Genomic DNA, 19,553 nt, shown 5'->3' with positions numbered 1-19,553 from the left:
CCATGGCCGTTTCGCTCACGGACAACGATGACGACGACGATTTCTCGGAAACGCATGACATCAACGTCACGCCGTTCATCGACGTCATCCTGGTGCTGCTGATCATCTTCATGGTCGCAGCTCCGCTGTCTACCGTCGACCTGCCGATCGATCTGCCAACGTCGAGCGCGATGCCGCAGAAGAAGCCGGACAAGCCGACCTATCTCAGCATCAAGAGTGACATGGCGCTTGCGATCGGCGAGGATTCCGTTAACCGGGCCGAACTGATCGCGACCCTCGACTCGATGTCCGACATGAGCAAGGACAAGTATGTCTTCCTGCGTGCTGATCGGTCCGTTCCTTACGGCGAGCTGATGGGCGTCATGGAGCTATTGCGCTCCGGCGGCTACACGAAGGTGAAGCTGGTTGCGCTTGAGGGGCCTCCCACGGCGGCTGGAGCGCCTGCCGCGGGCACTCCCCAGCCTTAGAGACTTGTCATGTCCGACCTCGAGCTCGAACCCAGATCATCCCGGCGGCTTTGGATCCTGGCGGCTATGGCGGCCATCGTCCTCCATGTCGGGGGCGCTGCGCTCGCACTCGCCAAGCTGCAGGCCAACGATGGCGACGAAGGGCTGGGCGCTGCGGGAGCGGAGTTCGCGGTCGAGATGACGTCGCCGCCGGCTCAGGAGTCCGACAGGGCGCCTGGGCCCCAGGATTCCGAGGAGCAGGAAGAGCGCCCGGAGATGCCCGAGCAGAAGGCTGAGGTCAAAGAGACGGACCTGCCGCAGGACCGGCCGCAACAGGTCGAGGAAGCCGATCGCCTCGTCACCGAGAACAAGGCGAAGAAGGAGCAGGACGAGGATCCGAAGATCGCCGCCGTCGAGACGCCGGCCATGGAGGCATCGCAGAAGTCGGTTGCGATGGAACGGCAGACTTTTGAGGATGCCACGCGCGAGGGCGAGAAGGCCATGGCGCCGGTGCTCGGCATCGGCAAGGACCTTTTGAAGCTGACCGCCGACTGGAACCGCAAGGTCAGCGCGCATCTTTCGGCGCACAAGGTCAATCCGGAGGGCAAGGACCCTCACAACGAGACGGCCAAGGTGAGCTTTGCGCTCAATCGGAGGGGCAACGTGCTGTCGGTCGATATCGCGACGTCGTCAGGGGATAAGGCCTACGATGCCGCCGCGATCGCCATGGTCCGCAAGTCCGACCCGTTCCCGCAGCCGCCGGCCGGGCTGACCGAGGATCGGATCGAGCGCACGGTCGAGATCGTCTTCAAGCCTCCGTCGGAGGAGAAGAAAAAGAAGAAGTCGGCTCAGCGCCAGTAAAGCCGGATCCCGACATAGACCACGACCAGGCAGGCGAAGATCAGTGCCACCGGGAGTGGCCGTGGCTGGGTTCCGCCGGATGACATCTTCCCGAAGAAGCCAGTTTTTTTCGGCTTCGATTCCGGGCGGCGGAAGGCGGTAACATTGTCCGCTGCCGGCTCAGCCGCGCGGGTGCGGACGTCCGGCGGGGTTCCCGCGCCGCCCATTTCGGCATAATAGGCCTTGTAGATCGCGCCGATGGTGGCCTCGGTGGCCGCGCCCTCGCTCATCTGCGCCAGCAGGTTCTTGTAGCTCGCGAGGAATTCCTGGGCCTCCGGAGGCAGCGCAGACGAGCCGTTGAGCTTGGCCATCATCTTCCAGGTGGCAAAATCGGCGCGGGCACGGGTATCCGCGCGTCGCGCGATCAGCATATCGGCAGCTTTGACCAAGTCGGCCTCTGGCCCTTCGGCTTTGTATTCGGGTGTTCTGATCAACTACGCATTGCCGGTCAGAAAGAGAACAGCCTGAATCACATAACCGGTCAACGTTCGCAGTATTGCTGAAATAACATCAAGATTTAGACCTAACTGCGAGCCCGCGAGCGGCAGCAGGATCAACAGGCCGATCAGGATCAGCATCCCGTACGGCTCGAGCCGGGCCAGCGGCAGGGCGAGCGGCCGCGGCAGCAGCCCGACCGCGACGCGCCCGCCGTCGAGCGGCGGGATCGGCATCATGTTGAACACCGCCAGGACCGCGTTGATCAGCAGCGCATTCTTGAGGTTGTCGAAGATCCACTGCGCCGAGCCGGCCGGTGCCAAGGGCAGGGCGTGCAGGGCGAGGGCCGCCGCGAGCGCCAGCAGGATGTTGGTGGCGGGCCCGGCCAGCGCCACCCAGACCATGTCGAGCCTGGGGTTGTTGAGCTTGCGGAAATTCACCGGCACCGGCTTGGCGTAGCCGAACAGGAACGGCGAATGCGCGAACAGCAGCATCGCCGGCAGGATCACGGTGCCGAACGGATCGATGTGGCGCAGCGGGTTGAAGCTGACCCGGCCGAGCTGAGCGGCCGTGTTGTCACCGAGGCGGTCCGCGACAAAGGCGTGCGCGGCCTCGTGAAAAGTGATCGCGAGCACCAGCGGCAGCACCCACACGGAGAGTTCATAAAGGGAAACGTTCACGCTCGTCCGTCCCGGTTCGCTTGCGGCCTTGCAGCCAACCCGGCCGATCCGGTGGTGGGGGCAACCCGTCAGCTCAAGATAGGGTCGCGGGTTCCGAAATACTACGTTGCAAGGAAATCGCCCCAGCGCGCCGCCGTGCAAATTTATACAGGACCGGATCTATGCCGGAATCGTCCCCGGATATTGCGTCAGGCCGTCTTCGAGTTTCAGCCACGCCAGCTTCTCCGAGACCCAGATGTGCTCGGTCGGCGCAAAGGCGTTGCGGTCGTCGAAGGTCGTGAGCGAGACGCCCGCCAGCGTGCCGTTGCGCCGCCAGGAGAACAGGCGCGTGCCGCAGCGCTTGCAGAACACGCGGTCGATGTTCTCGGACGAGGCATAGCGCTCGGTGTCGCCCTCGACAGTCAGTGCACGCTGGTCAAACTGCGCGCGAGCAAAATAGGGCGAGCCCATCGCCTTCTGGCAGATGCGGCAATGGCAGATGCGCACGTTGAGCGGCTCGCCTTCCGCCTTGAACCGCACCGCGCCGCACAGGCATCCACCTTCCCGGATCATGGCCGCCTCAATAGGTTGCGCGTCCGCCCGAGATGTCGAACACGGCGCCGGTCGAAAACGCGCAGTCTTCGGATGCGAGCCAGGCCGCCATTGCGGCGAGCTCTTCCACCAGCACGAAGCGTGCCTTGGGAATTTTCGACAGCATGAAGTCGATATGCTGCTGCGTCATCTGGTCGAAGATCGCGGTCTTCGCGGCTGCCGGCGTCACCGCATTCACGAGGATGTCGTGTGCGGCCAATTCTTTGCCGAGCGACTTCGTCAGCGCGATCAGGCCGGCCTTGGAGGCCGAATAATGCGAGGCGTTGGGATTGCCCTCCTTGCCGGCGATCGAGGCGATGTTCACGATGCGCCCGTATTTCTGCTTGAGCATCGTCGGCACGATGGCCTTGCAGACGATGAAGGGACCGTCAAGGTTGATGCGCAGCACCTTGCGCCATTCCTCCAGCTCGGTCTCCCAGACCGGCTTGTTGATCCCGGCGATGCCGGCATTGTTGACGAGGATGTCGATCTTGCCGAAGGCGGCCAGCGTCGCATCGCGGGCCTGCTCGACGCCTGCGGTGTCGGTGACGTCGACCTTGAAGACGCGGACGTTGTCGCCGATCTCTTTTGCGGTCTTTTCGGCGAGGCCAGAGTCAAAATCCCAGATCGCGACCTTGGCGCCTGAGGCGACAAAGCGCTCGGTGATGGCGCGGCCAAAGCCCTGCGCGCCGCCGGTGACGACAGCGACGCGGCCGTTGAGATCGATCTTGTTCATGCTGGGGGCCTCTGGCGTCAGAGCATGTAGCCGCCGTCGACGACGAGGTCGACACCGGTGGTGAAGGCGCTCTCGTCGCTGCCGAGATAGACCGCCATGGATGCGATCTCGTCGGCGGTGCCGAGCCGGCCCATCTTCTGGCGGGAGACGAACATCTCCTTGCCCTGCGGCCCTTGCGCGGCAGCGCGGCCGAGCATCGACGGCGTCTCGACGGTGCCGGGGCAGATCGAGTTGCAGCGGATGCCCTTGGTGATGAAGTCGAGCGCGACTGCGCGGGTCAGCAGCGACACAGCAGCCTTCGACGAGCTGTAAACGTAACGGTTGGCCGGCGGCCGCAGCGCGGCGCAGGACGAGATATTGACGATGCTGCCGCCACCGCCCGCGAGCATGTCGGGCAGGAAGGCCCTGATGGTCCTGTGCATCGACTTGACGTTGAGATCGAACGAGAAATCAAAATCCTCTTCCGAGCATTCCAGGATGGTGCCGTGGTGCACGAATCCCGCCGCGTTGAGCAGGATGTCGATCTTGCCGATCCGCTTGGCGAAGGCGTTGACGTCGGCGGTGTTGCGCACGTCGAGTTTTGCGACTTCGGCGATGCCTTCCTTGGTCAGGCCCGCGATGCCGGCTTCGTTGATGTCGGTGGCGATGACGGTTGCGCCTTCACGCGCGAATGCGATGGCGCATGCGCGCCCGATGCCGGCCGCGGCAGCCGTGATGACGGCGCGTTTTCCCTTGAGGCGGTCTGCCATTTTTTTCTCCTTTATGTCGTTCCAATGCTAACCCCACGTCATTGCGAGGAGCTCTTGCGACGAAGCAATCCAGACTGTCTCCGTGGAGATATCTCTGGATTGCTTCGCTTCGCTCGCAATGACGGTGTGGCTGCTAGTGATTATCCCGCGCCACACCAAACGTGCCGGCGACGTTCTGGTAGCGCGTCGCGAGCTCCATGCAGGCACCCGTCGATTGCTGCCCGACGGTGTTGCGATAAAGCTCCTGCCACGGCGTCTGGTTCGCCGGATGCTTGAAACCGCCATCGGCCATCAGCTCGGCGTGACGCTTCTTCACCTCGTCGTCCGAAATCAGGATATTGGCGCTGCCCTTGTTGAGGTCGACGCGCACCTTGTCGCCGGTCTTGAGGATCGCAAGCCCGCCATTGGCGGCGGCTTCCGGCGAGGCGTTCAGGATTGACGGAGAGCCCGAGGTGCCGGACTGGCGGCCGTCGCCGATGCAGGGGAGGGAGTGAATGCCGCGTTTGATCAGGGCTGCCGGCGGCTGCATGTTCACGACTTCGGCGCCGCCGGGGTAGCCGATCGGACCGGTACCGCGGACGAACAGCACGCAGTGCTCGTCGATGTCGAGCGAAGCATCATCGATCCGCGCGTGATAATCCTCCGGACCCTCGAACACGATGGCGCGGCCTTCAAACGCGTTGAGGTCCTTGGGGTTGCTGAGATAGCGGTCGCGGAATTCCTTGGAGATCACGCTGGTCTTCATGATCGCGGAGTCGAACAGATTGCCCTTCAGCACCAGGAATCCGGCGTCCTTCACCAGCGGCTTGTCGTAGGCATAAATCACGTCGTTGTCGGGTGCGGGCGCATCCTTGCAGTTCTCGCCGATGCCGCGGCCGTTGACGGTGACCGCGTTCTCGTGGATGCGCTTGTGCTTCATCAGCTCGCGCACCACGGCCGGAACGCCGCCGGCGCGGTGGAATTCCTCGCCGAGGTAGAAGCCGGCCGGCTGCATGTTGACCAGCAGCGGCACGTCGTGGCCGACCTTCTGCCAATCGTCGATCGACAGCTCGACGCCGATGTGGCGCGCCAGCGCGTTGATGTGGATCGGCGCGTTGGTCGAGCCGCCGATCGCGGAATTGATCACGATGCAGTTCTCGAACGCCTCGCGGGTCAGGATGTCCGAGGGCTTGAGGTCTTCCCAGACCATCTCGACGGCGCGCTTACCGGTCTCGTAGGCGATTTGGCCGCGCTCGCGATAGGGGGCGGGGATCGCCGCGCAGCCCGGCAGCGAGAAGCCGAGCGCTTCGGCCAGGCCGTTCATGGTCGACGCCGTGCCCATGGTGTTGCAATGCCCGACCGAGGGCGCCGAGGACGCCACAATCTCCATGAACTCTTCATAGTCGATCTCGCCGGCGGCGAGCCGCTCGCGCGACTTCCAGACGATGGTGCCCGAGCCGGTGCGCTCGCCATTGTGCCAGCCGTTCAGCATCGGGCCGCCCGACAGCACGATCGCCGGCAAATTGACGGTCGCCGCGGCCATCATGCAGGCCGGCGTGGTCTTGTCGCAGCCGGTGGTCAGCACCACGCCGTCGAGCGGATAACCGTAGAGGATCTCGACCAGGCCGAGATAAGCGAGGTTGCGGTCGAGCGCCGCGGTCGGGCGCTTGCCGGTCTCCTGGATCGGATGGGTCGGGAATTCCATCGCGATGCCGCCGGCCTCGCGGATGCCTTCGCGGACGCGGTGGGCCAGCTCGATATGGTGGCGGTTGCAGGGAGAGAGGTCGTTGCCGGTCTGGGCGATGCCGATGATCGGCTTGCCGGACTGAAGCTCGGTGCGGGTGAGGCCGTAGTTCAGATAGCGCTCCATGTAGAGCGCGGTCATGCCCGGATTATGCGGATTGTTGAACCATTCCTGCGAGCGGAGGTGGCGGCGGGTGCCGTTACCGGCGGGCGCGTGCCCATTGGTTGGCTTTTTTGTCATTGGTTTCTCCTGCAATGCAAACGCACTGGCGTCGGGTCTTAAGCTGTCGGCTTGTGCGATGCCCAACGGCGTGAGCGATGGTTTGCCTGCCCGTTGATGGGTCGTTTCCTCACAAGTTCGATACTAGTCATGGCCACTTGGTAACGCTACCATTTTGTTCTGCGCGCCGCCGCCTGATGCGGCCGGTCTGCTGTCCTGATGCCGCGACGATGAGCTTTGCCGCTCGATCACCTTGAAGCCGAGGTCGAGCACCGGCTGCTCCGGGCGCCGTCCGTCGATCGCCTCGATCAGCATGGTGGCGGCCGTTTTGCCCATCTCATAACGGTTGGTGCGCACGCTGGTCAGCGTCGGGACGGCGGAGGCCATGAATTCGAGATCGTTGAAGCCGACGATCGCGATCTGCTCGGGGATTGCGATCTCCCGCCGCCGGCATTCGAACAGAACGCCGAGCGCAAGGTCGTCGTTGGCGCAGAACACCGCATCGATGCCGGGCTCGCGTCCCAGCAGATCGGTGAAGAGGGTGCCGCCGAGCGTGACCGAAGTCGGCGTCGCGGTCGTGACGACGAGGCGCTGCTCGAACAGGTCCGCTTCCTTCATCGCCGAGACATATCCGTCCAGCCGCCGCTGCACCCGCGGATCCATGCGCGCGCCGATGAAACCGATCTTGCGGTGGCCTTGCGCGAACAGGTGCGCAATCGCCGCACGCGCTGCATCATAGTGCGAAAAGCCGATCATCATGTCGACCGGGTTGGGGCCGATCTCCATGATCTGGACGATCGGGCAGTCGGCCGCCTCCAGCATCGCCCGCGATTCCGTGGTCTGGTCGATGCCGGTGACGATCAGCCCGGCCGGCTTCTGCGCGAGAAACAGGCGCAGCAGTCTCTCCTCCTGGAGAATACTGTAGCGTGTGTTGGACAACTGGATCGAGTAGCGGCTGCCCTCATAGGCATCGTAGATGCCGCGCAGCACGTCGGAAAACACGTTGTTGGTCAGTGACGGAATCAAGACACCGATCACTTCGGTGCGTTGCGAGGCCAGCGCGCGTGCCGCAAGGTTCGGCACATAGCCGAGCTCGTTGGCCGCACTCTCGACCCGGGTCCGCTTGGCGACCGATAGCGCCTCCGGATTACGGAAGAAGCGGGACGCAGTAATCGGGCTGACGCCGGCAAGCTCGGCGACTTCCGCCAGCCGGATTTTGCCTGACTTGGTGCGTTTTCGACCCATTTGTTGCTCATAGCATAGCCATTCCCGAAACCAAAGGATCGTTGACAGCGCTACCAGCAACGACTAACCAAAGACAAATTGCCAAAACCGCACAAACTGCCGACAATGTCGCCTGCTAAGATCGGGCTTCGTCGGTGAAGTCTGAAAAAACAAGACGGTCGCGGCGCTAGAGGCGTCGTCGACTTTCGAGGAGGAAGCTGGATGTCGTCTGTGCAAATCCGCGACGTGCGGAAATCGTTTGGCAATTTTGAAGTCCTGCACGGCGTCTCGATTCCGATCGAGGATGGCCAGTTCGTCGTCCTGGTTGGCCCCTCCGGCTGCGGCAAGTCGACACTCCTGCGCATGCTCGCAGGCCTCGAGAACATCACCTCCGGCACGATCTCGATCGGCGACCGCGTCGTCAACAATGTCCAGCCCAAGGAGCGGGACATTGCGATGGTGTTTCAGAACTACGCGCTCTATCCGCACATGACCGTCGGCGAGAACATGGGCTTCTCGCTGAAGCTGCGCAACGCGGGCTCCGACGAAATCAACAAGCGCGTCAAGCGCGCCGCCGAAATCCTCGCGCTGTCGCCGCTGCTCGATCGCTATCCGCGCCAGCTCTCCGGCGGCCAGCGCCAGCGCGTCGCGATGGGCCGCGCCATCGTGCGCGATCCCCAGGTGTTCCTGTTCGACGAGCCGTTGTCGAACCTCGACGCCAAGCTCCGCGTCGCCATGCGCACCGAGATCAAGGAGCTGCATCAGCGGCTCAAGACCACGACCGTGTACGTGACCCACGACCAGATCGAGGCCATGACCATGGCCGACAAGATCGTCGTCATGCATGACGGCATCGTCGAGCAGATGGGCACGCCGCTCGAGCTCTATGACAAGCCGGAAAACCAGTTCGTCGCCGGCTTCATCGGCTCCCCCGCCATGAACTTCCTCAAGGGTCATGTGCGCGTCAACGGCGTTGCAACCTTCGAGGGACCGAACGGCGTCAAGCTGCCGCTCAAGAGCGCGCCGGCGGCGTCCGACGGGCGTCCTGTCGTCTATGGCGTGCGTCCGGAGCATTTCACCATCGCGGACGACGGTGCCGATGCCGAGATCGTCGTGGTCGAGCCGACCGGCTCGGAGACACAGGTGTTCGCGAAGGTCGGCGGCGAGCAGGTCGTCGCGGTCTTCCGCGAGCGTCATCAGTTCAATCCGGGCGACAAGGTCAAGCTGAAGCCTGAACCGTCGCTGGTTCATCTGTTCGACGACGCGACGGGCAAACGCCTGTAGCGACGCCGAAGGACTGCCGAACTACCAAACAATACAAATATAAAATTCAGGGAGAGAACGATGAGCAATTTCGACAGGCGAAGTGTGCTTAAAGCTGGCCTGGGCGGCGCAGCGTTGCTGGCCGGCCCGGGCATCGTCCCGGTGCATGCGGCTGAGTGGACCAATGTGCCGGAGGCGAACGCCTCCATCCGCGTGCTGCGCTGGAAGCAGTTCATCCAGGCCGAGTACGACAAGTTCGCCGAGCAGGCCAAGAAGTTTTCCGAAAAGACCGGCGTCAAGGTGAAGCTCGAGGCCGAGAGCTGGGATGACATCAGGCCGAAGGCCGCGGTCGCTGCCAATGTCGGCGCCGGTCCCGACCTCATCATCGGCACGCTCGACGATCCGCACAAATTCCCGGAAAAGCTGATCGACATGACTGACGTTGCCGACTATCTCGGCAAGCAGTATGGCGGCTGGTATCCGGTCGCCGAGCGCTACGGCAAGAAGGGCAACAGCTGGATCGCCATTCCGCAGGGCGCGACCGGCGGCTGCCTGAATTACCGCATCAGCCACGTGAAGGCCGCGGGCTTCGATGAATTCCCGAAGGACACCGACGGCTTCCTCAAGCTGTGCCAGGCGTTGAAGAAGAACAACACGCCGGCCGGTTTCGCGCTCGGCCATGCCACGGGCGACGCCAACGGCTGGTGCCAGTGGGCGCTGTGGGCGTTCGGCGGCAAGGTCGTCAACGACAAGAACGAGGTCGTGATCGACTCGCCGGAGACCATTGCGGCGCTCGAATACGTCAAGCAGCTCTACGCGACGTTTATCCCGGGTGTGCTGTCGTGGAACGACTCGAACAACAACAAGGCGTTCCTCAACGGCGAACTCAGTCTGACCCTGAACGGCATCTCGATCTGGACGGTCGGCAAGAACTCGCCCGATCCGAAGCAGCAGGAGATCGCCAAGGACATGAACCACGCGCCGATGCCGATCGGTCCCGTCGGCGTGTCCACCGAGCAGCAGAACATCCTGGTCTACTACGGCTACAAGCACTCGAAGTATCCGAAGGCGGTGAAGGAATTCATCAAGTTCATGATGGACAAGGAGAACTACGACGCTTGGGAAGTCGCCTCCAACGGCTACGTCTCGCCGCCGCTGCCGGCCTACAACGACAATCCGGTCTGGGTCTCCGATCCCAAGATCACGCCGTATCGCGACTGCCTGAAGCGTTGCCGCGACAACGGCTATGCCGGCGATCTCGGCTACGCCTCGGCCGCCGTCATGGGCGACTTCGTCGTGGTTGATATGTTCGCTGAAGCGGCGACCGGTTCGGCCACGCCGAAGGAAGCCGCAGCCCGCGCCGCCGAGCGCGCCAAGCGCTACTACCAGGTCTGATCAGCTCCAATCTGCGCGGCGTCCGGTTCGCCGGACGCCGTGGCTATTCGTTGAGAGGGAATCCGAGATGGCAGTTATGGCCGAGTCCGCTGTTGCGCAGGTCAAGCGCAGCAGCATGTGGACCAGAGCATTCGAGAGCCGAAATTTTCTCGGCGCGATGTTCATGGTGCCGGCGATCGCCATTCTCATTCTGTTTCTGGCTTACCCGCTGGCGCTGGGCCTCTGGCTTGGCATGACCGATACCAAGATCGGCGGGGTCGGGCGCTACATCGGCTTTGGGAACTTCGTCTCGCTGGCAAAGGATTCGGTGTTCTGGCTCTCGGTGTTCAACACCATTTTCTACACTTTCGCCGCCAGCATCGTGAAATTCGCCATCGGTCTTTACCTCGCGCTGCTGCTCAACGAGCGGCTGCCGTTCAAGTCGATGATCCGCGCCATCGTGCTGTTGCCCTTCGTGGTGCCGACGGTGCTCTCTGCAATCGCGTTCTGGTGGATCTATGACAGCCAGTTCTCGATCATCTCCTGGGTGCTGCTCAAGGCTGGCCTGATCACACGCTACATCGACTTCCTCGGCGATCCCTGGAATGCGCGCTGGTCGGTCGTCGCCGCCAATATCTGGCGCGGCGTACCTTTCGTGGCGATCACGCTGCTGGCCGGACTACAGACCATCTCGCCCTCGCTCTATGAGGCCGCCAATCTCGACGGTGCCACCAATCTGCAGCGCTTCCGCCACATCACGCTGCCGATGCTGTCGCCGATCATCGCGGTCGTGATGACGTTCTCGGTGCTGATGACGTTCACCGACTTCCAGCTGATCTACACCATCACGCGGGGCGGGCCGATCAATGCCACGCATCTGATGGCGACGCTCTCGTTCCAGCGCGCCATCACCGGCGGCAATCTCGGGGAGGGCGCGGCGATCTCGAATGCGATGATTCCGTTCCTTGTCGCGGCGATCCTGCTCAGCTTCTTTGGGCTTCAGCGTTCCCGCTGGCAGCAGGGCGGGAGGGACTGACCATGACCACGACGGACGACCAAAGCGTCGGAATGGACTACCTCGAGAGCTTCCCGCGGAGGTTTCTCCGCGTCTACCTTCCGCTCGGCCTGATCATCTGCTTCCTGCTGTTCCCGTTCTACTGGATGGCGATCGCGACGTTCAAGCCGGACGCGGAGATGTACGACTACGAGAAGTACAATCCGTTCTGGATCGTGCACCCGACATTCGAGCACATCAAGAAGCTGTTCTTCGACACCGACTATCCGCTCTGGATGTGGAACACCGTGATCGTCTCGGTGTCCTCGACCTTCATCTCGCTGTTTGCCAGCGTTTGCGCCGCCTATGCGATCGAACGTCTGCGCTACAAGGGCTCGCGCTATGTCGGCCTTGCGATCTTCTTGGGCTATCTCGTGCCGCCGTCGATCCTGTTCATTCCGCTGGCGGCGACCGTGTTCCAGCTCGGCCTGTTCGACGGCAATCTGGCGCTGATCCTGACCTATCCGACCTTCCTGATCCCGTTCTGCACCTGGCTGCTGATGGGCTATTTCCGTACCATTCCTTACGAGCTGGAGGAGTGCGCACTGATCGACGGAGCGACGCGGCTCCAGATCCTGATGAAAATTACGCTGCCGCTGTCGCTTCCGGGGGTGATCTCGGCGGGAATTTTCGCCTTTACGTTGTCCTGGAACGAGTTCATCTACGCGCTGACCTTCATCTCCTCGTCCGAGAACAAGACCATCCCCGTCGGCGCCATCACCGAGCTCGTCAACGGCGACGTCTACCATTGGGGCGCGCTGATGGCGGCGGCCCTGACTGGCTCGGTCCCCGTAGTTATCCTTTATTCCTTCTTCGTGGAGTACTATGTGTCGGCAATGACCGGCGCCGTGAAGGAATGATCGCGGGGCCTGCCGAGGGCGCGTCAGGAGCGGTGCGTCCCGGCCAATAAGAAGGAGTAGGCTCTTGCACATTCTGGTTCTGGGCGCCGCCGGCATGGTCGGCCGTAAACTGTGTGAACGGCTGCTGCGCGACGGCCGGCTCGGCAAGAGCGAGATCACCAAGCTGACCATGCATGACGTGGTCGAGCCGAAGAAGCCGGACAAGGCCCCCTTTGCCGTCGAGACGGTGTCGGGCGATTTCGCCATCCCGGGCGCGGCCGAGAAGCTGGTCGCGGGCCGTCCGGACGCGATCTTCCATCTCGCGGCTATCGTCTCGGGCGAAGCCGAACTCGATTTCGATAAGGGCTACCGCATCAATCTCGACGGCACGCGGATGCTGCTCGACGCCGTCAGGCTCGTCGGCGGCGGCTACAAGCCGCGCGTGGTGTTCACGTCCTCGATCGCGGTGTTCGGTGCGCCGTTCCCGGACGCCATCGGCGATGAGTTCTTCCACACGCCGCTGCTCAGCTACGGCACCCAGAAGGCGATCGGCGAATTGCTGCTGGCCGACTATTCGCGCCGCGGCTTCCTCGACGGCATCGGCATCCGCCTGCCGACCATCTGCATCCGGCCCGGCCTGCCCAACAAGGCGGCATCGGGCTTCTTCTCCAACATCCTGCGCGAGCCGCTGGCCGGCAAGGAAGCGGTTCTCCCGGTCTCGGAGGACGTCCGCCACTGGCACGCCACGCCGCGCTCCGCCGTCGGCTTCCTGCTCCATGCCGGCACCATGGACCTCGCCAAGGTCGGTCCGCGTCGTAACCTGACCATGCCCGGTTTCTCGGCAACGGTCGGCGAGCAGATCGCCGCGCTCAAGCGTGTCGCCGGCGACAAGGTCGCCGCGCGCATCAAGCACGAGCTCGATCCCTTCATCGCCGGCATCGTCGGCGGCTGGCCGCGCAATTTCGAGGCGAAGCGGGCGCGCGAGCTCGGCTTCACCACCGAAGAAAAGACCTTCGACGATATCATCCGCATTCACATCGACGACGAGCTCGGCGGCAATTTCGTCGCCTGATCGTATCAGATGAACAGCGTGGATATGACGATGGCGAGCGTAGCTTGCATCGGTGAATGCATGGTCGAGCTCCGGCAGGCCCAGGGTGGACAATCCACCGGGCAGGGCGGTGGCCTGTACTCGCGCGGCTTCGGCGGCGACACCCTCAACACGGCGGTGTATCTCGCGCGGCTCGAGGTCAAGGTCGACTATCTCACCGCGCTCGGCGATGACGCCCTGAGCGATGAGATGATCGCGGCCTGGAATGCCGAGAGCATCGGCACGAGGCGGGTCATGCGGCTGCCGGGCAAGCTGCCCGGCCTCTACATGATCCAGCTGGACGCCAAGGGCGAGCGCCAGTTCTTCCACTGGCGCGACAGTGCGGCGGCGCGCCAGCTGATGAGCTTGCCCGAGACGGACGAGCTGCTCAACTCGCTGATGAGCTACGACATCGTCTATCTCTCGGCGATCACGCTCTCGATCTACGATGCGGCCGGGCGCGATCGCCTGTTCGCGGCGATCAAGCGCGCGCGCCTGCTCGGCACCCGCTTCGTGTTCGACACCAACTTCCGCGCGCGCGGCTGGCCCGATCGCGATGTCGCGCGCGAGGTGTTTGCCGCAGCCTTTGCGGCCGCCGACATCGTTCTGACCTCGACCGAGGATCTGCTCGCACTGTATCCCGGCGAGAGCCATGACCAGCTGATGGCGCGCATTCCCACGCCCGAACTGGTGTTCCGCCTCGCCGAGCCCGTCAGCCTGCTGCGCTTCCCCGGCGGCACGAGTGAAGTCCGTGCCGAACCCATGACAAAACCGGTCGTTGATACCACGGCCGCCGGCGACAGCTTTGCCGCGGCCTATATCGCGGCCCGGCTTGCCGGTTCCGATCCGGTCGAGGCGGCCCAGGCCGGACATCGCCTCGCCAGCCTCGTGATCTGCTATGCTGGCGCCATCGTTCCGGGCTATGCCATGCCGCCGAAGAAGCGGCACCGGCCGGCGACCTCTCGCCAAGCGACCAAGTGAGATCGAGACCAAGGTAAGATCCAAGAGATGACCACGACCGCTCAACAGAACCACCTTGTCGCGCTCTTCAAGGCCGCGACCGTCATTCCCGTCCTCACCATCGAGCGTATCCAGGACGCCGTGCCGCTGGCGCGTGCGCTGGTTGCCGGCGGCGTCCGCACGCTGGAGGTGACCATGCGCACCCCCGTTGCAATCGAGGCGGCGAGGGCGATGATGTCCGAGGTCCCCGAGGCGGTGGTCGGCATCGGCACGATCCTCAATCCGGCCGACTTCACCCGCGTCGAGAAGCTCGGCGTCGCGTTCGGCATCAGCCCGGGCATGACCCCCGATCTCCTCAAGGTCGCTGCCGACAGTTCCTTGCCGTTCGCACCGGGCATCGCCACTGCGTCCGAACTGATGATGGCGTTGTCCTACGGCCTCGACGTCGCAAAATTCTTCCCGGCCGAGCAGGCCGGCGGCATCAAGGGGCTGCGTGCGCTCGGCGGCCCGTTCCCGAACGTGCGGTTCTGCCCGACCGGCGGCATCGGCGAGGCCAATGCGGCGACCTGGCTCGCCGAGCCCAATGTGGTCGCGGTCGGCGGTTCCTGGCTGTGCCCGGCGGCGGAGATCAAGGCCGGGAACTGGGCCGGCATAACTGCCATCTGCCAGCGCACCCTCCAGGCCCTTAAACCCGCGTGAAGTCTTGCCAACCCTGGGCTAAGACTTAGCTCAGGCAGAGACCCCAGGGAGAAGAGACCATGACCGCCAGCATCGTCGGATGGGCGCATACCCCGTTCGGCAAGTTCGACACCGAAACCGTCGAAAGCCTCGTCACCCGCGTCGCCAATGAGGCGATGGCCGATGCCGGCATTTCGGCCTCCGATGTCGACGAAATCGTGCTCGGCCATTTCAACGCCGGCTTCTCGGCGCAGGATTTTACCGCCTCGCTGGTGCTCCAGGCCGACCCGAAACTGCGCTTCAAGCCGACCACCCGCGTCGAGAATGCCTGCGCCACGGGATCTGCCGCCGTGCACCAGGGTGTTCGCGCGATCGCAGCCGGTGCCGCCAAGATCGTGCTGGTCGTCGGCGTCGAGCAGATGACGCGCACGCCGGGACCGGAGATCGGCAAGAACCTGCTCAAGGCATCCTATCTGCCTGAGGATGGAGACACCGTGGGCGGCTTCGCCGGGGTGTTCGGCAAGATCGCCAGCTCCTACTTCCAGAAATACGGCGACCAGTCCGATGCGCTGGCGCTGATCGCCGCCAAGAACCACAAGAATGGCGTCGCCAACCCCTACGCCCAGATGCGCAAGGACTTTGGCTTCGACTTCTGCCGCGCCGAGAGCGAGAAGAACCCTTATGTCGCCGGCCCTCTGAAGCGGACCGACTGCTCGCTGGTCTCCGACGGCGCCGCGGCGCTGATCTTGGCCGATGCCGAGACCGCCAAGGGCATGGGCAAGTCGATCGGCTTCCGCGCCACCGCGCACGCCCAGGACTTTTTGCCGATGTCCAAGCGCGACATCCTCCAGTTCGAGGGCTGCACGGTTGCCTGGCAGCGCGCGCTGGAGCAGGCGGGTATCGCGCTCACCGATCTCTCCTTCGTCGAGACCCATGACTGCTTCACGGTCGCCGAGCTGATCGAATACGAAGCGATGGGCCTGACGCCGAAGGGGCAGGGCGCCCGCGCCATCAAGGAAGGGTGGACCCTCAAGGACGGCAAGCTGCCGGTCAATCCGTCCGGCGGCCTCAAGGCCAAGGGCCATCCGATCGGCGCCACCGGCGTCTCCATGCACGTGATGACCGCGATGCAGCTCGCCGGCCAAGCACCCGAGGGCATGCAGCTCAAGAACGCAAAACTCGGCGGCATCTTCAACATGGGCGGCGCGGCCGTCGCCAATTACGTTTCCGTGCTGGAGCCGCTGAAGTAGACTCGGTGCTGTAGGGTGGGCAAAGGCGCGAAAGCGCCGTGCCCACCGCTTTCCTTGCGCTGGATCATGGTGGGCACGCTTCGCTTTGCCCACCCTACGGCTCCTGAGTGATTTGCGGGAAAAGCATCATGAGCAATGACTACGAAGACTCCCTTTCTCTCGACGCACTCAACGATCGCATCGCGATCCTCGAGGACAATATCCGCCAGCTCATCGAGCAGGCCGCGGCTGCCTCCGGCGAGCAGAACGAGTCGCGCATCGCCGATCGCATCAACCAGCAGAACGAAGATCTCGACCGGCTCATCAAGATCCGCGACTCCCGCCAGAAGAAATAGCGGGGGTACAGCCGCGCATGCGGCCATACGCCGGCCGCCCTTGCGCGTGGGGCGTCACTGCCTTTAGCTGGACCGAAATCGCGGAGCTCATTTGAGCCCGCGCAATCGGGAGCGAACGAATGGGGCCGCTGAAGGGCATCAAGGTCGTCGACATGACCACCGTGCTGATGGGGCCTTATGCGACCCAGATGCTCGGCGACTACGGTGCCGATGTCATCAAGGTGGAATCGCTCGACGGCGACGTCACCCGCCTGATCGGCCCGATGCGCCACGCCGGCATGGGCCCGGTGTTCCTCAACACCAACCGCAGCAAACGCTCGATCTGCCTCGATTTGAAGAAGCCCTCGGGGCGCGATGCCGTGCTGCGGCTGCTGAAGGACGCCGACGTTCTCGTCTACAACGTCCGTCCGCAGGCGATGGGGCGGCTTCAGCTCGGCTACGACGTCGTCTCAAAAATCAATCCGCGTCTCGTTTATGCCGGCGTGTTCGGTTTTGGTCAGGACGGGCCCTATGCCGCAAAACCCGCCTATGACGATCTGATCCAGGGCGCGACGGCGCTCCCCGCATTGATGGCGCAGACCGGCGACGGCGTGCCGCGCTATGTGCCGAACGCGCTGGTCGACCGCATCGTCGGCCTCACCGCCGTCGGCGCGATCTGCGCCAGCCTCGTGCATCGCGACCGCACCGGGCGTGGTCAGCGCGTCGACATCCCGATGTTCGAGACCATGGCGGGCTTCGTCATGGGCGACCACATGGGCGGGCTCACCTATGAGCCGCCGCTCGACAAGGGCGGCTACGCCCGCCATCTCTCGCGTGACCGCAGGCCGTACAAGACCTCGGACGGCTATCTCAGCGTCATCGTCTACAACGACAAGCAGTGGAATAGTTTCTTCGAGGCGACCGGCCGTGACGATCTGCGCGCCGATCCGATGTTCGCGACCTTCGCGGGCCGTGCCGCCAATATCGACGTCGTCTACGCCGAGCTCGCGCGCATCTTCGAGACCCGCAGCACGGCCGAATGGATCGACCTGCTCACGAAGGCCGATGTGCCCGTGATGCCGATGCACGACCTCGCGTCGATGCTGCATGACGAGCATCTGGAGGCGACGAATTTCTTCCCGGTCGTCAACCATCCGACCGAAGGTCCGATCCGCAGCATGAAGGTGACCGCGACCTGGTCGGAGACGGGGGCGGAGCCTGCGCGGCTGGCACCGCAGCTCAACGAGCACGGCGCGGAGATTTTGCGCGAGATCGGCTATTCCGCCGACGAGATCGCCGCCATGGTCCGCGATGGCGTCACCCGTTCGCCGCCGCTGAATGACGATGCGCAGGTGCGGCCATGAGCTTCATCACCGGCGTCGGCCTCACGCCCTTCGGCAAGCATGAAGGCTCATCCTCCCTCGACCTGATGAGCAAGGCCGCGCAAGCCGCGCTCGATGATGCCGGGCTCAAGCGCGCCGAGATCGACGGCATCCTCTGCGGTTACTCGACCGTCTCGCCACACATCATGCTCGCCACCGTCTTCGCCGAGCATTTTGGTATCCGCCCGTCCTACGCTCACGCCGTCCAGGTCGGCGGCGCCACCGGGCTCGCGATGACCATGCTGGCGCATCACCTCGTCGAGGCAGGCGTTGCGCGCAACGTGCTCGTCGTCGCCGGCGAGAACCGCCTCACCGGGCAGAGCCGCGATGCCTCGATCCAGGCGTTGGCGCAGGTCGGCCATCCCGACTACGAGGTGCCGCTCGGGCCGACCATTCCCGCCTATTACGGCCTGGTCGCCACGCGCTACATGCATGAATACGGCGTGACCGAAGAGGACCTCGCCGAGTTCGCCGTGCTGATGCGCGCGCACGCCTGCACCCATCCCGGCGCGCAATTCCACGATCCCATCACGGTCGCGGAAATCATGGCCTCGAAGCCGGTGGCGATGCCGCTAAAACTGCTCGACTGCTGCCCGGTGTCCGACGGTGGCGCCGCTTTCGTCATCAGCCGCGAGCGGACTGGACAGGCCGGCGTGCGCATCCGCGGCTGCGCCCAGGCCCATACGCATCAGCATGTTACGGCTGCGCCCGCACTCAGCGAGCTTGGCGCCGAGATCTCCATCGCCCGCGCCAAGGAGGCCACGGGCCTTGCGATCTCCGACGTGCGCTACGCCGCGATCTACGACAGCTTTACCATCACGCTCGCCATGTTGCTGGAGGACCTCGGCCTCGCGGCTCGCGGCGAAGCAGCGGCCCGCGTCCGCGCCGGTCATTTCAGCCGCGACGGCGCGATGCCGCTCAACACCCATGGCGGCCTGCTCAGCTATGGCCATTGCGGCGTCGGCGGCGCCATGGCGCATCTGGTCGAGGCGCATTTGCAGATGACGGGGCGGGCGGCGAATCGTCAGGTGAAGGACGCCTCGATCGCGCTGCTGCACGGCGACGGCGGCGTGCTGTCGTCGCATGTCAGCATGTTTCTGGAGCAGGTGCGATGAGCGAGCGTCTGGCGGACTGGACCAAGGGCGAGCAAGCCATCACCTACCAGACCTGCACCTCATGCGGCCATGTGCAATATTTCCATCGCGCCTTCTGCGCGGCCTGCGGCTCATCCGGCCCGCGCGACGCGCGCGCCAGCGGCCAGGGCAGGGTCTATGCGACTTCGCTGGTCTGTCGCGCCGCCACGCCCGAGACGCGCGCGCACGTGCCCTACAATATTTTGCTGGTGGATTGCGCCGAGGGTTTTCGCATGATGGCGCATGGCGAGAACAATCTCGCCATCGGCGATGAAGTGATCGCGGGCTTCAAGCCGTTTGCCGGAAAACTGGTGCCGTTCTTCTCGAAGAAGCAGTAGTGGGATTCGTCATTCGGGGGCGGTCCAAAGGACCGAGCCTGGAACGGGAATTCTGGGCCTGGCCTGCTAGGGCCGCGCTTTGCGCGGTCCCGGGAGAGCCACCCCGGAATGACGAAAACTCTCACGCAACTCTTACTAGCGCCCGTAGAACAAGATGCTGGCGATGACGAGCATTGCCATCACCGCCAGCATATGC

At 64.0% G+C, this 19,553-nt stretch carries 21 protein-coding genes; 14 read left to right on the top strand and 7 right to left on the bottom strand.

Features of this window, described 5'->3' with window-relative positions; genetic code table 11:
* Positions 1-2: 2 nt before the first annotated feature.
* On the top strand, positions 3-467 hold the full coding sequence (exbD, locus tag IVB29_RS25625; RefSeq protein ID WP_247506183.1) for a TonB system transport protein ExbD: 465 nt from the start codon (positions 3-5) through the stop codon (positions 465-467).
* A 9-nt stretch (positions 468-476) separates the two neighbouring features.
* Positions 477-1,307 (top strand): TonB family protein, encoded by an 831-nt coding sequence (locus IVB29_RS25620; RefSeq protein ID WP_247506182.1) that lies wholly within the window; start codon positions 477-479, stop codon positions 1,305-1,307.
* Here IVB29_RS25620 and IVB29_RS25615 read toward each other — a convergent pair.
* The 7 genes from IVB29_RS25615 to IVB29_RS25585 all read right to left on the bottom strand — a co-directional run bounded on the left by IVB29_RS25615 (position 1,295) and on the right by IVB29_RS25585 (position 7,703).
* Entirely contained in the window at positions 1,295-1,717 is a 423-nt protein-coding gene (locus IVB29_RS25615; protein ID WP_247506976.1) for a hypothetical protein, read from the bottom strand. The genes IVB29_RS25620 and IVB29_RS25615 overlap by 13 nt on opposite strands.
* Before the next feature lie 63 nt (positions 1,718-1,780).
* Positions 1,781-2,461 carry a site-2 protease family protein gene (locus tag IVB29_RS25610; RefSeq protein WP_247506181.1) on the bottom strand — a complete coding sequence of 227 codons (681 nt, stop codon included), beginning with the start codon at positions 2,459-2,461 and terminating at the stop codon, positions 1,781-1,783.
* 159 nt (positions 2,462-2,620) lie between these two features.
* The gene (locus IVB29_RS25605) at positions 2,621-3,013 is read right to left on the bottom strand and encodes a GFA family protein (protein WP_247506180.1); all 393 of its coding nucleotides are present in this window, start codon (positions 3,011-3,013) and stop codon (positions 2,621-2,623) included.
* A gap of 7 nt (positions 3,014-3,020) precedes the next feature.
* Complete coding sequence (locus IVB29_RS25600; protein ID WP_247506179.1) at positions 3,021-3,767, bottom strand: SDR family NAD(P)-dependent oxidoreductase; 747 nt, start codon at positions 3,765-3,767, stop codon at positions 3,021-3,023.
* 17 nt (positions 3,768-3,784) lie between these two features.
* A complete protein-coding gene (locus IVB29_RS25595) occupies positions 3,785-4,516 on the bottom strand; it encodes an SDR family oxidoreductase (RefSeq protein ID WP_247506178.1) in 732 nt (243 codons plus the stop codon).
* A 133-nt stretch (positions 4,517-4,649) separates the two neighbouring features.
* Positions 4,650-6,479 (bottom strand): IlvD/Edd family dehydratase, encoded by a 1,830-nt coding sequence (locus IVB29_RS25590; RefSeq protein ID WP_247506177.1) that lies wholly within the window; start codon positions 6,477-6,479, stop codon positions 4,650-4,652.
* A gap of 123 nt (positions 6,480-6,602) precedes the next feature.
* Positions 6,603-7,703: a LacI family DNA-binding transcriptional regulator gene (locus IVB29_RS25585; protein WP_247506176.1), complete on the bottom strand. Its 1,101-nt coding sequence runs from the start codon at positions 7,701-7,703 to the stop codon at positions 6,603-6,605.
* A gap of 201 nt (positions 7,704-7,904) precedes the next feature.
* Between IVB29_RS25585 and ugpC the strand changes: the two genes are divergently transcribed.
* The 12 genes from ugpC (at position 7,905) to IVB29_RS25525 (ending at position 19,357) form a co-directional block, all read left to right on the top strand.
* On the top strand, positions 7,905-8,966 hold the full coding sequence (gene ugpC / locus IVB29_RS25580) for a sn-glycerol-3-phosphate ABC transporter ATP-binding protein UgpC (RefSeq protein ID WP_247506175.1): 1,062 nt from the start codon (positions 7,905-7,907) through the stop codon (positions 8,964-8,966).
* 60 nt (positions 8,967-9,026) lie between these two features.
* Positions 9,027-10,340 carry an ABC transporter substrate-binding protein gene (locus IVB29_RS25575; RefSeq protein ID WP_247506174.1) on the top strand — a complete coding sequence of 438 codons (1,314 nt, stop codon included), beginning with the start codon at positions 9,027-9,029 and terminating at the stop codon, positions 10,338-10,340.
* A 76-nt stretch (positions 10,341-10,416) separates the two neighbouring features.
* The gene (locus IVB29_RS25570; protein ID WP_247506975.1) at positions 10,417-11,355 is read left to right on the top strand and encodes a sugar ABC transporter permease; all 939 of its coding nucleotides are present in this window, start codon (positions 10,417-10,419) and stop codon (positions 11,353-11,355) included.
* A 2-nt stretch (positions 11,356-11,357) separates the two neighbouring features.
* On the top strand, positions 11,358-12,233 hold the full coding sequence (locus IVB29_RS25565) for a carbohydrate ABC transporter permease (RefSeq protein WP_247506173.1): 876 nt from the start codon (positions 11,358-11,360) through the stop codon (positions 12,231-12,233).
* A gap of 64 nt (positions 12,234-12,297) precedes the next feature.
* Entirely contained in the window at positions 12,298-13,284 is a 987-nt protein-coding gene (gene denD / locus IVB29_RS25560; protein ID WP_247506172.1) for a D-erythronate dehydrogenase, read from the top strand.
* Positions 13,285-13,314: 30 nt separating this feature from the next.
* A complete protein-coding gene (locus IVB29_RS25555) occupies positions 13,315-14,283 on the top strand; it encodes a sugar kinase (protein WP_247506171.1) in 969 nt (322 codons plus the stop codon).
* Between the two features lie 27 nt (positions 14,284-14,310).
* On the top strand, positions 14,311-14,961 hold the full coding sequence (gene eda, locus IVB29_RS25550) for a bifunctional 4-hydroxy-2-oxoglutarate aldolase/2-dehydro-3-deoxy-phosphogluconate aldolase (protein ID WP_247506170.1): 651 nt from the start codon (positions 14,311-14,313) through the stop codon (positions 14,959-14,961).
* Positions 14,962-15,020: 59 nt separating this feature from the next.
* Positions 15,021-16,190, top strand: a complete 1,170-nt coding sequence (locus IVB29_RS25545) for an acetyl-CoA acetyltransferase (RefSeq protein WP_247506169.1) — start codon at positions 15,021-15,023, stop codon at positions 16,188-16,190.
* Between the two features lie 128 nt (positions 16,191-16,318).
* A complete protein-coding gene (locus IVB29_RS25540) occupies positions 16,319-16,525 on the top strand; it encodes a hypothetical protein (RefSeq protein ID WP_247506168.1) in 207 nt (68 codons plus the stop codon).
* A 119-nt stretch (positions 16,526-16,644) separates the two neighbouring features.
* The gene (locus IVB29_RS25535; protein WP_247506167.1) at positions 16,645-17,868 is read left to right on the top strand and encodes a CoA transferase; all 1,224 of its coding nucleotides are present in this window, start codon (positions 16,645-16,647) and stop codon (positions 17,866-17,868) included.
* Complete coding sequence (locus IVB29_RS25530; protein ID WP_247506166.1) at positions 17,865-19,001, top strand: thiolase family protein; 1,137 nt, start codon at positions 17,865-17,867, stop codon at positions 18,999-19,001. Before IVB29_RS25535 ends, IVB29_RS25530 begins: the two co-directional genes overlap by 4 nt.
* Positions 18,998-19,357 carry an OB-fold domain-containing protein gene (locus IVB29_RS25525; protein ID WP_247506165.1) on the top strand — a complete coding sequence of 120 codons (360 nt, stop codon included), beginning with the start codon at positions 18,998-19,000 and terminating at the stop codon, positions 19,355-19,357. Before IVB29_RS25530 ends, IVB29_RS25525 begins: the two co-directional genes overlap by 4 nt.
* The last annotated feature ends 196 nt before the right edge of the window (positions 19,358-19,553 follow it).

It is taken from the genome of Bradyrhizobium sp. 1 (genome assembly GCF_023073315.1).
Classification (GTDB): Bacteria; Pseudomonadota; Alphaproteobacteria; order Rhizobiales; family Xanthobacteraceae; genus Bradyrhizobium.
The sequence above is the reverse complement of the archived record's forward strand: the minus strand, read 5'-3'. Positions and strand labels throughout refer to the sequence as shown.

Bases quoted from the DNA above. Each gene is read 5' to 3' on its own strand.
- exbD (WP_247506183.1), top strand. From the start codon at position 3: ATGGCCGTTTCGCTCACGGACAACGATGACGACGACGATTTCTCGGAA.
- IVB29_RS25620 (WP_247506182.1), top strand. From the start codon at position 477: ATGTCCGACCTCGAGCTCGAACCCAGATCATCCCGGCGGCTTTGGATC.
- IVB29_RS25615 (WP_247506976.1), bottom strand. From the start codon at position 1,717: ATGCTGATCGCGCGACGCGCGGATACCCGTGCCCGCGCCGATTTTGCC.
- IVB29_RS25605 (WP_247506180.1), bottom strand. From the start codon at position 3,013: ATGATCCGGGAAGGTGGATGCCTGTGCGGCGCGGTGCGGTTCAAGGCG.
- IVB29_RS25600 (WP_247506179.1), bottom strand. From the start codon at position 3,767: ATGAACAAGATCGATCTCAACGGCCGCGTCGCTGTCGTCACCGGCGGC.
- IVB29_RS25595 (WP_247506178.1), bottom strand. From the start codon at position 4,516: ATGGCAGACCGCCTCAAGGGAAAACGCGCCGTCATCACGGCTGCCGCG.
- IVB29_RS25590 (WP_247506177.1), bottom strand. From the start codon at position 6,479: ATGACAAAAAAGCCAACCAATGGGCACGCGCCCGCCGGTAACGGCACC.
- IVB29_RS25585 (WP_247506176.1), bottom strand. From the start codon at position 7,703: ATGGGTCGAAAACGCACCAAGTCAGGCAAAATCCGGCTGGCGGAAGTC.
- ugpC (WP_247506175.1), top strand. From the start codon at position 7,905: ATGTCGTCTGTGCAAATCCGCGACGTGCGGAAATCGTTTGGCAATTTT.
- IVB29_RS25575 (WP_247506174.1), top strand. From the start codon at position 9,027: ATGAGCAATTTCGACAGGCGAAGTGTGCTTAAAGCTGGCCTGGGCGGC.
- IVB29_RS25570 (WP_247506975.1), top strand. From the start codon at position 10,417: ATGGCCGAGTCCGCTGTTGCGCAGGTCAAGCGCAGCAGCATGTGGACC.
- IVB29_RS25565 (WP_247506173.1), top strand. From the start codon at position 11,358: ATGACCACGACGGACGACCAAAGCGTCGGAATGGACTACCTCGAGAGC.
- IVB29_RS25555 (WP_247506171.1), top strand. From the start codon at position 13,315: ATGGCGAGCGTAGCTTGCATCGGTGAATGCATGGTCGAGCTCCGGCAG.
- eda (WP_247506170.1), top strand. From the start codon at position 14,311: ATGACCACGACCGCTCAACAGAACCACCTTGTCGCGCTCTTCAAGGCC.
- IVB29_RS25545 (WP_247506169.1), top strand. From the start codon at position 15,021: ATGACCGCCAGCATCGTCGGATGGGCGCATACCCCGTTCGGCAAGTTC.
- IVB29_RS25540 (WP_247506168.1), top strand. From the start codon at position 16,319: ATGAGCAATGACTACGAAGACTCCCTTTCTCTCGACGCACTCAACGAT.
- IVB29_RS25535 (WP_247506167.1), top strand. From the start codon at position 16,645: ATGGGGCCGCTGAAGGGCATCAAGGTCGTCGACATGACCACCGTGCTG.
- IVB29_RS25530 (WP_247506166.1), top strand. From the start codon at position 17,865: ATGAGCTTCATCACCGGCGTCGGCCTCACGCCCTTCGGCAAGCATGAA.
- IVB29_RS25525 (WP_247506165.1), top strand. From the start codon at position 18,998: ATGAGCGAGCGTCTGGCGGACTGGACCAAGGGCGAGCAAGCCATCACC.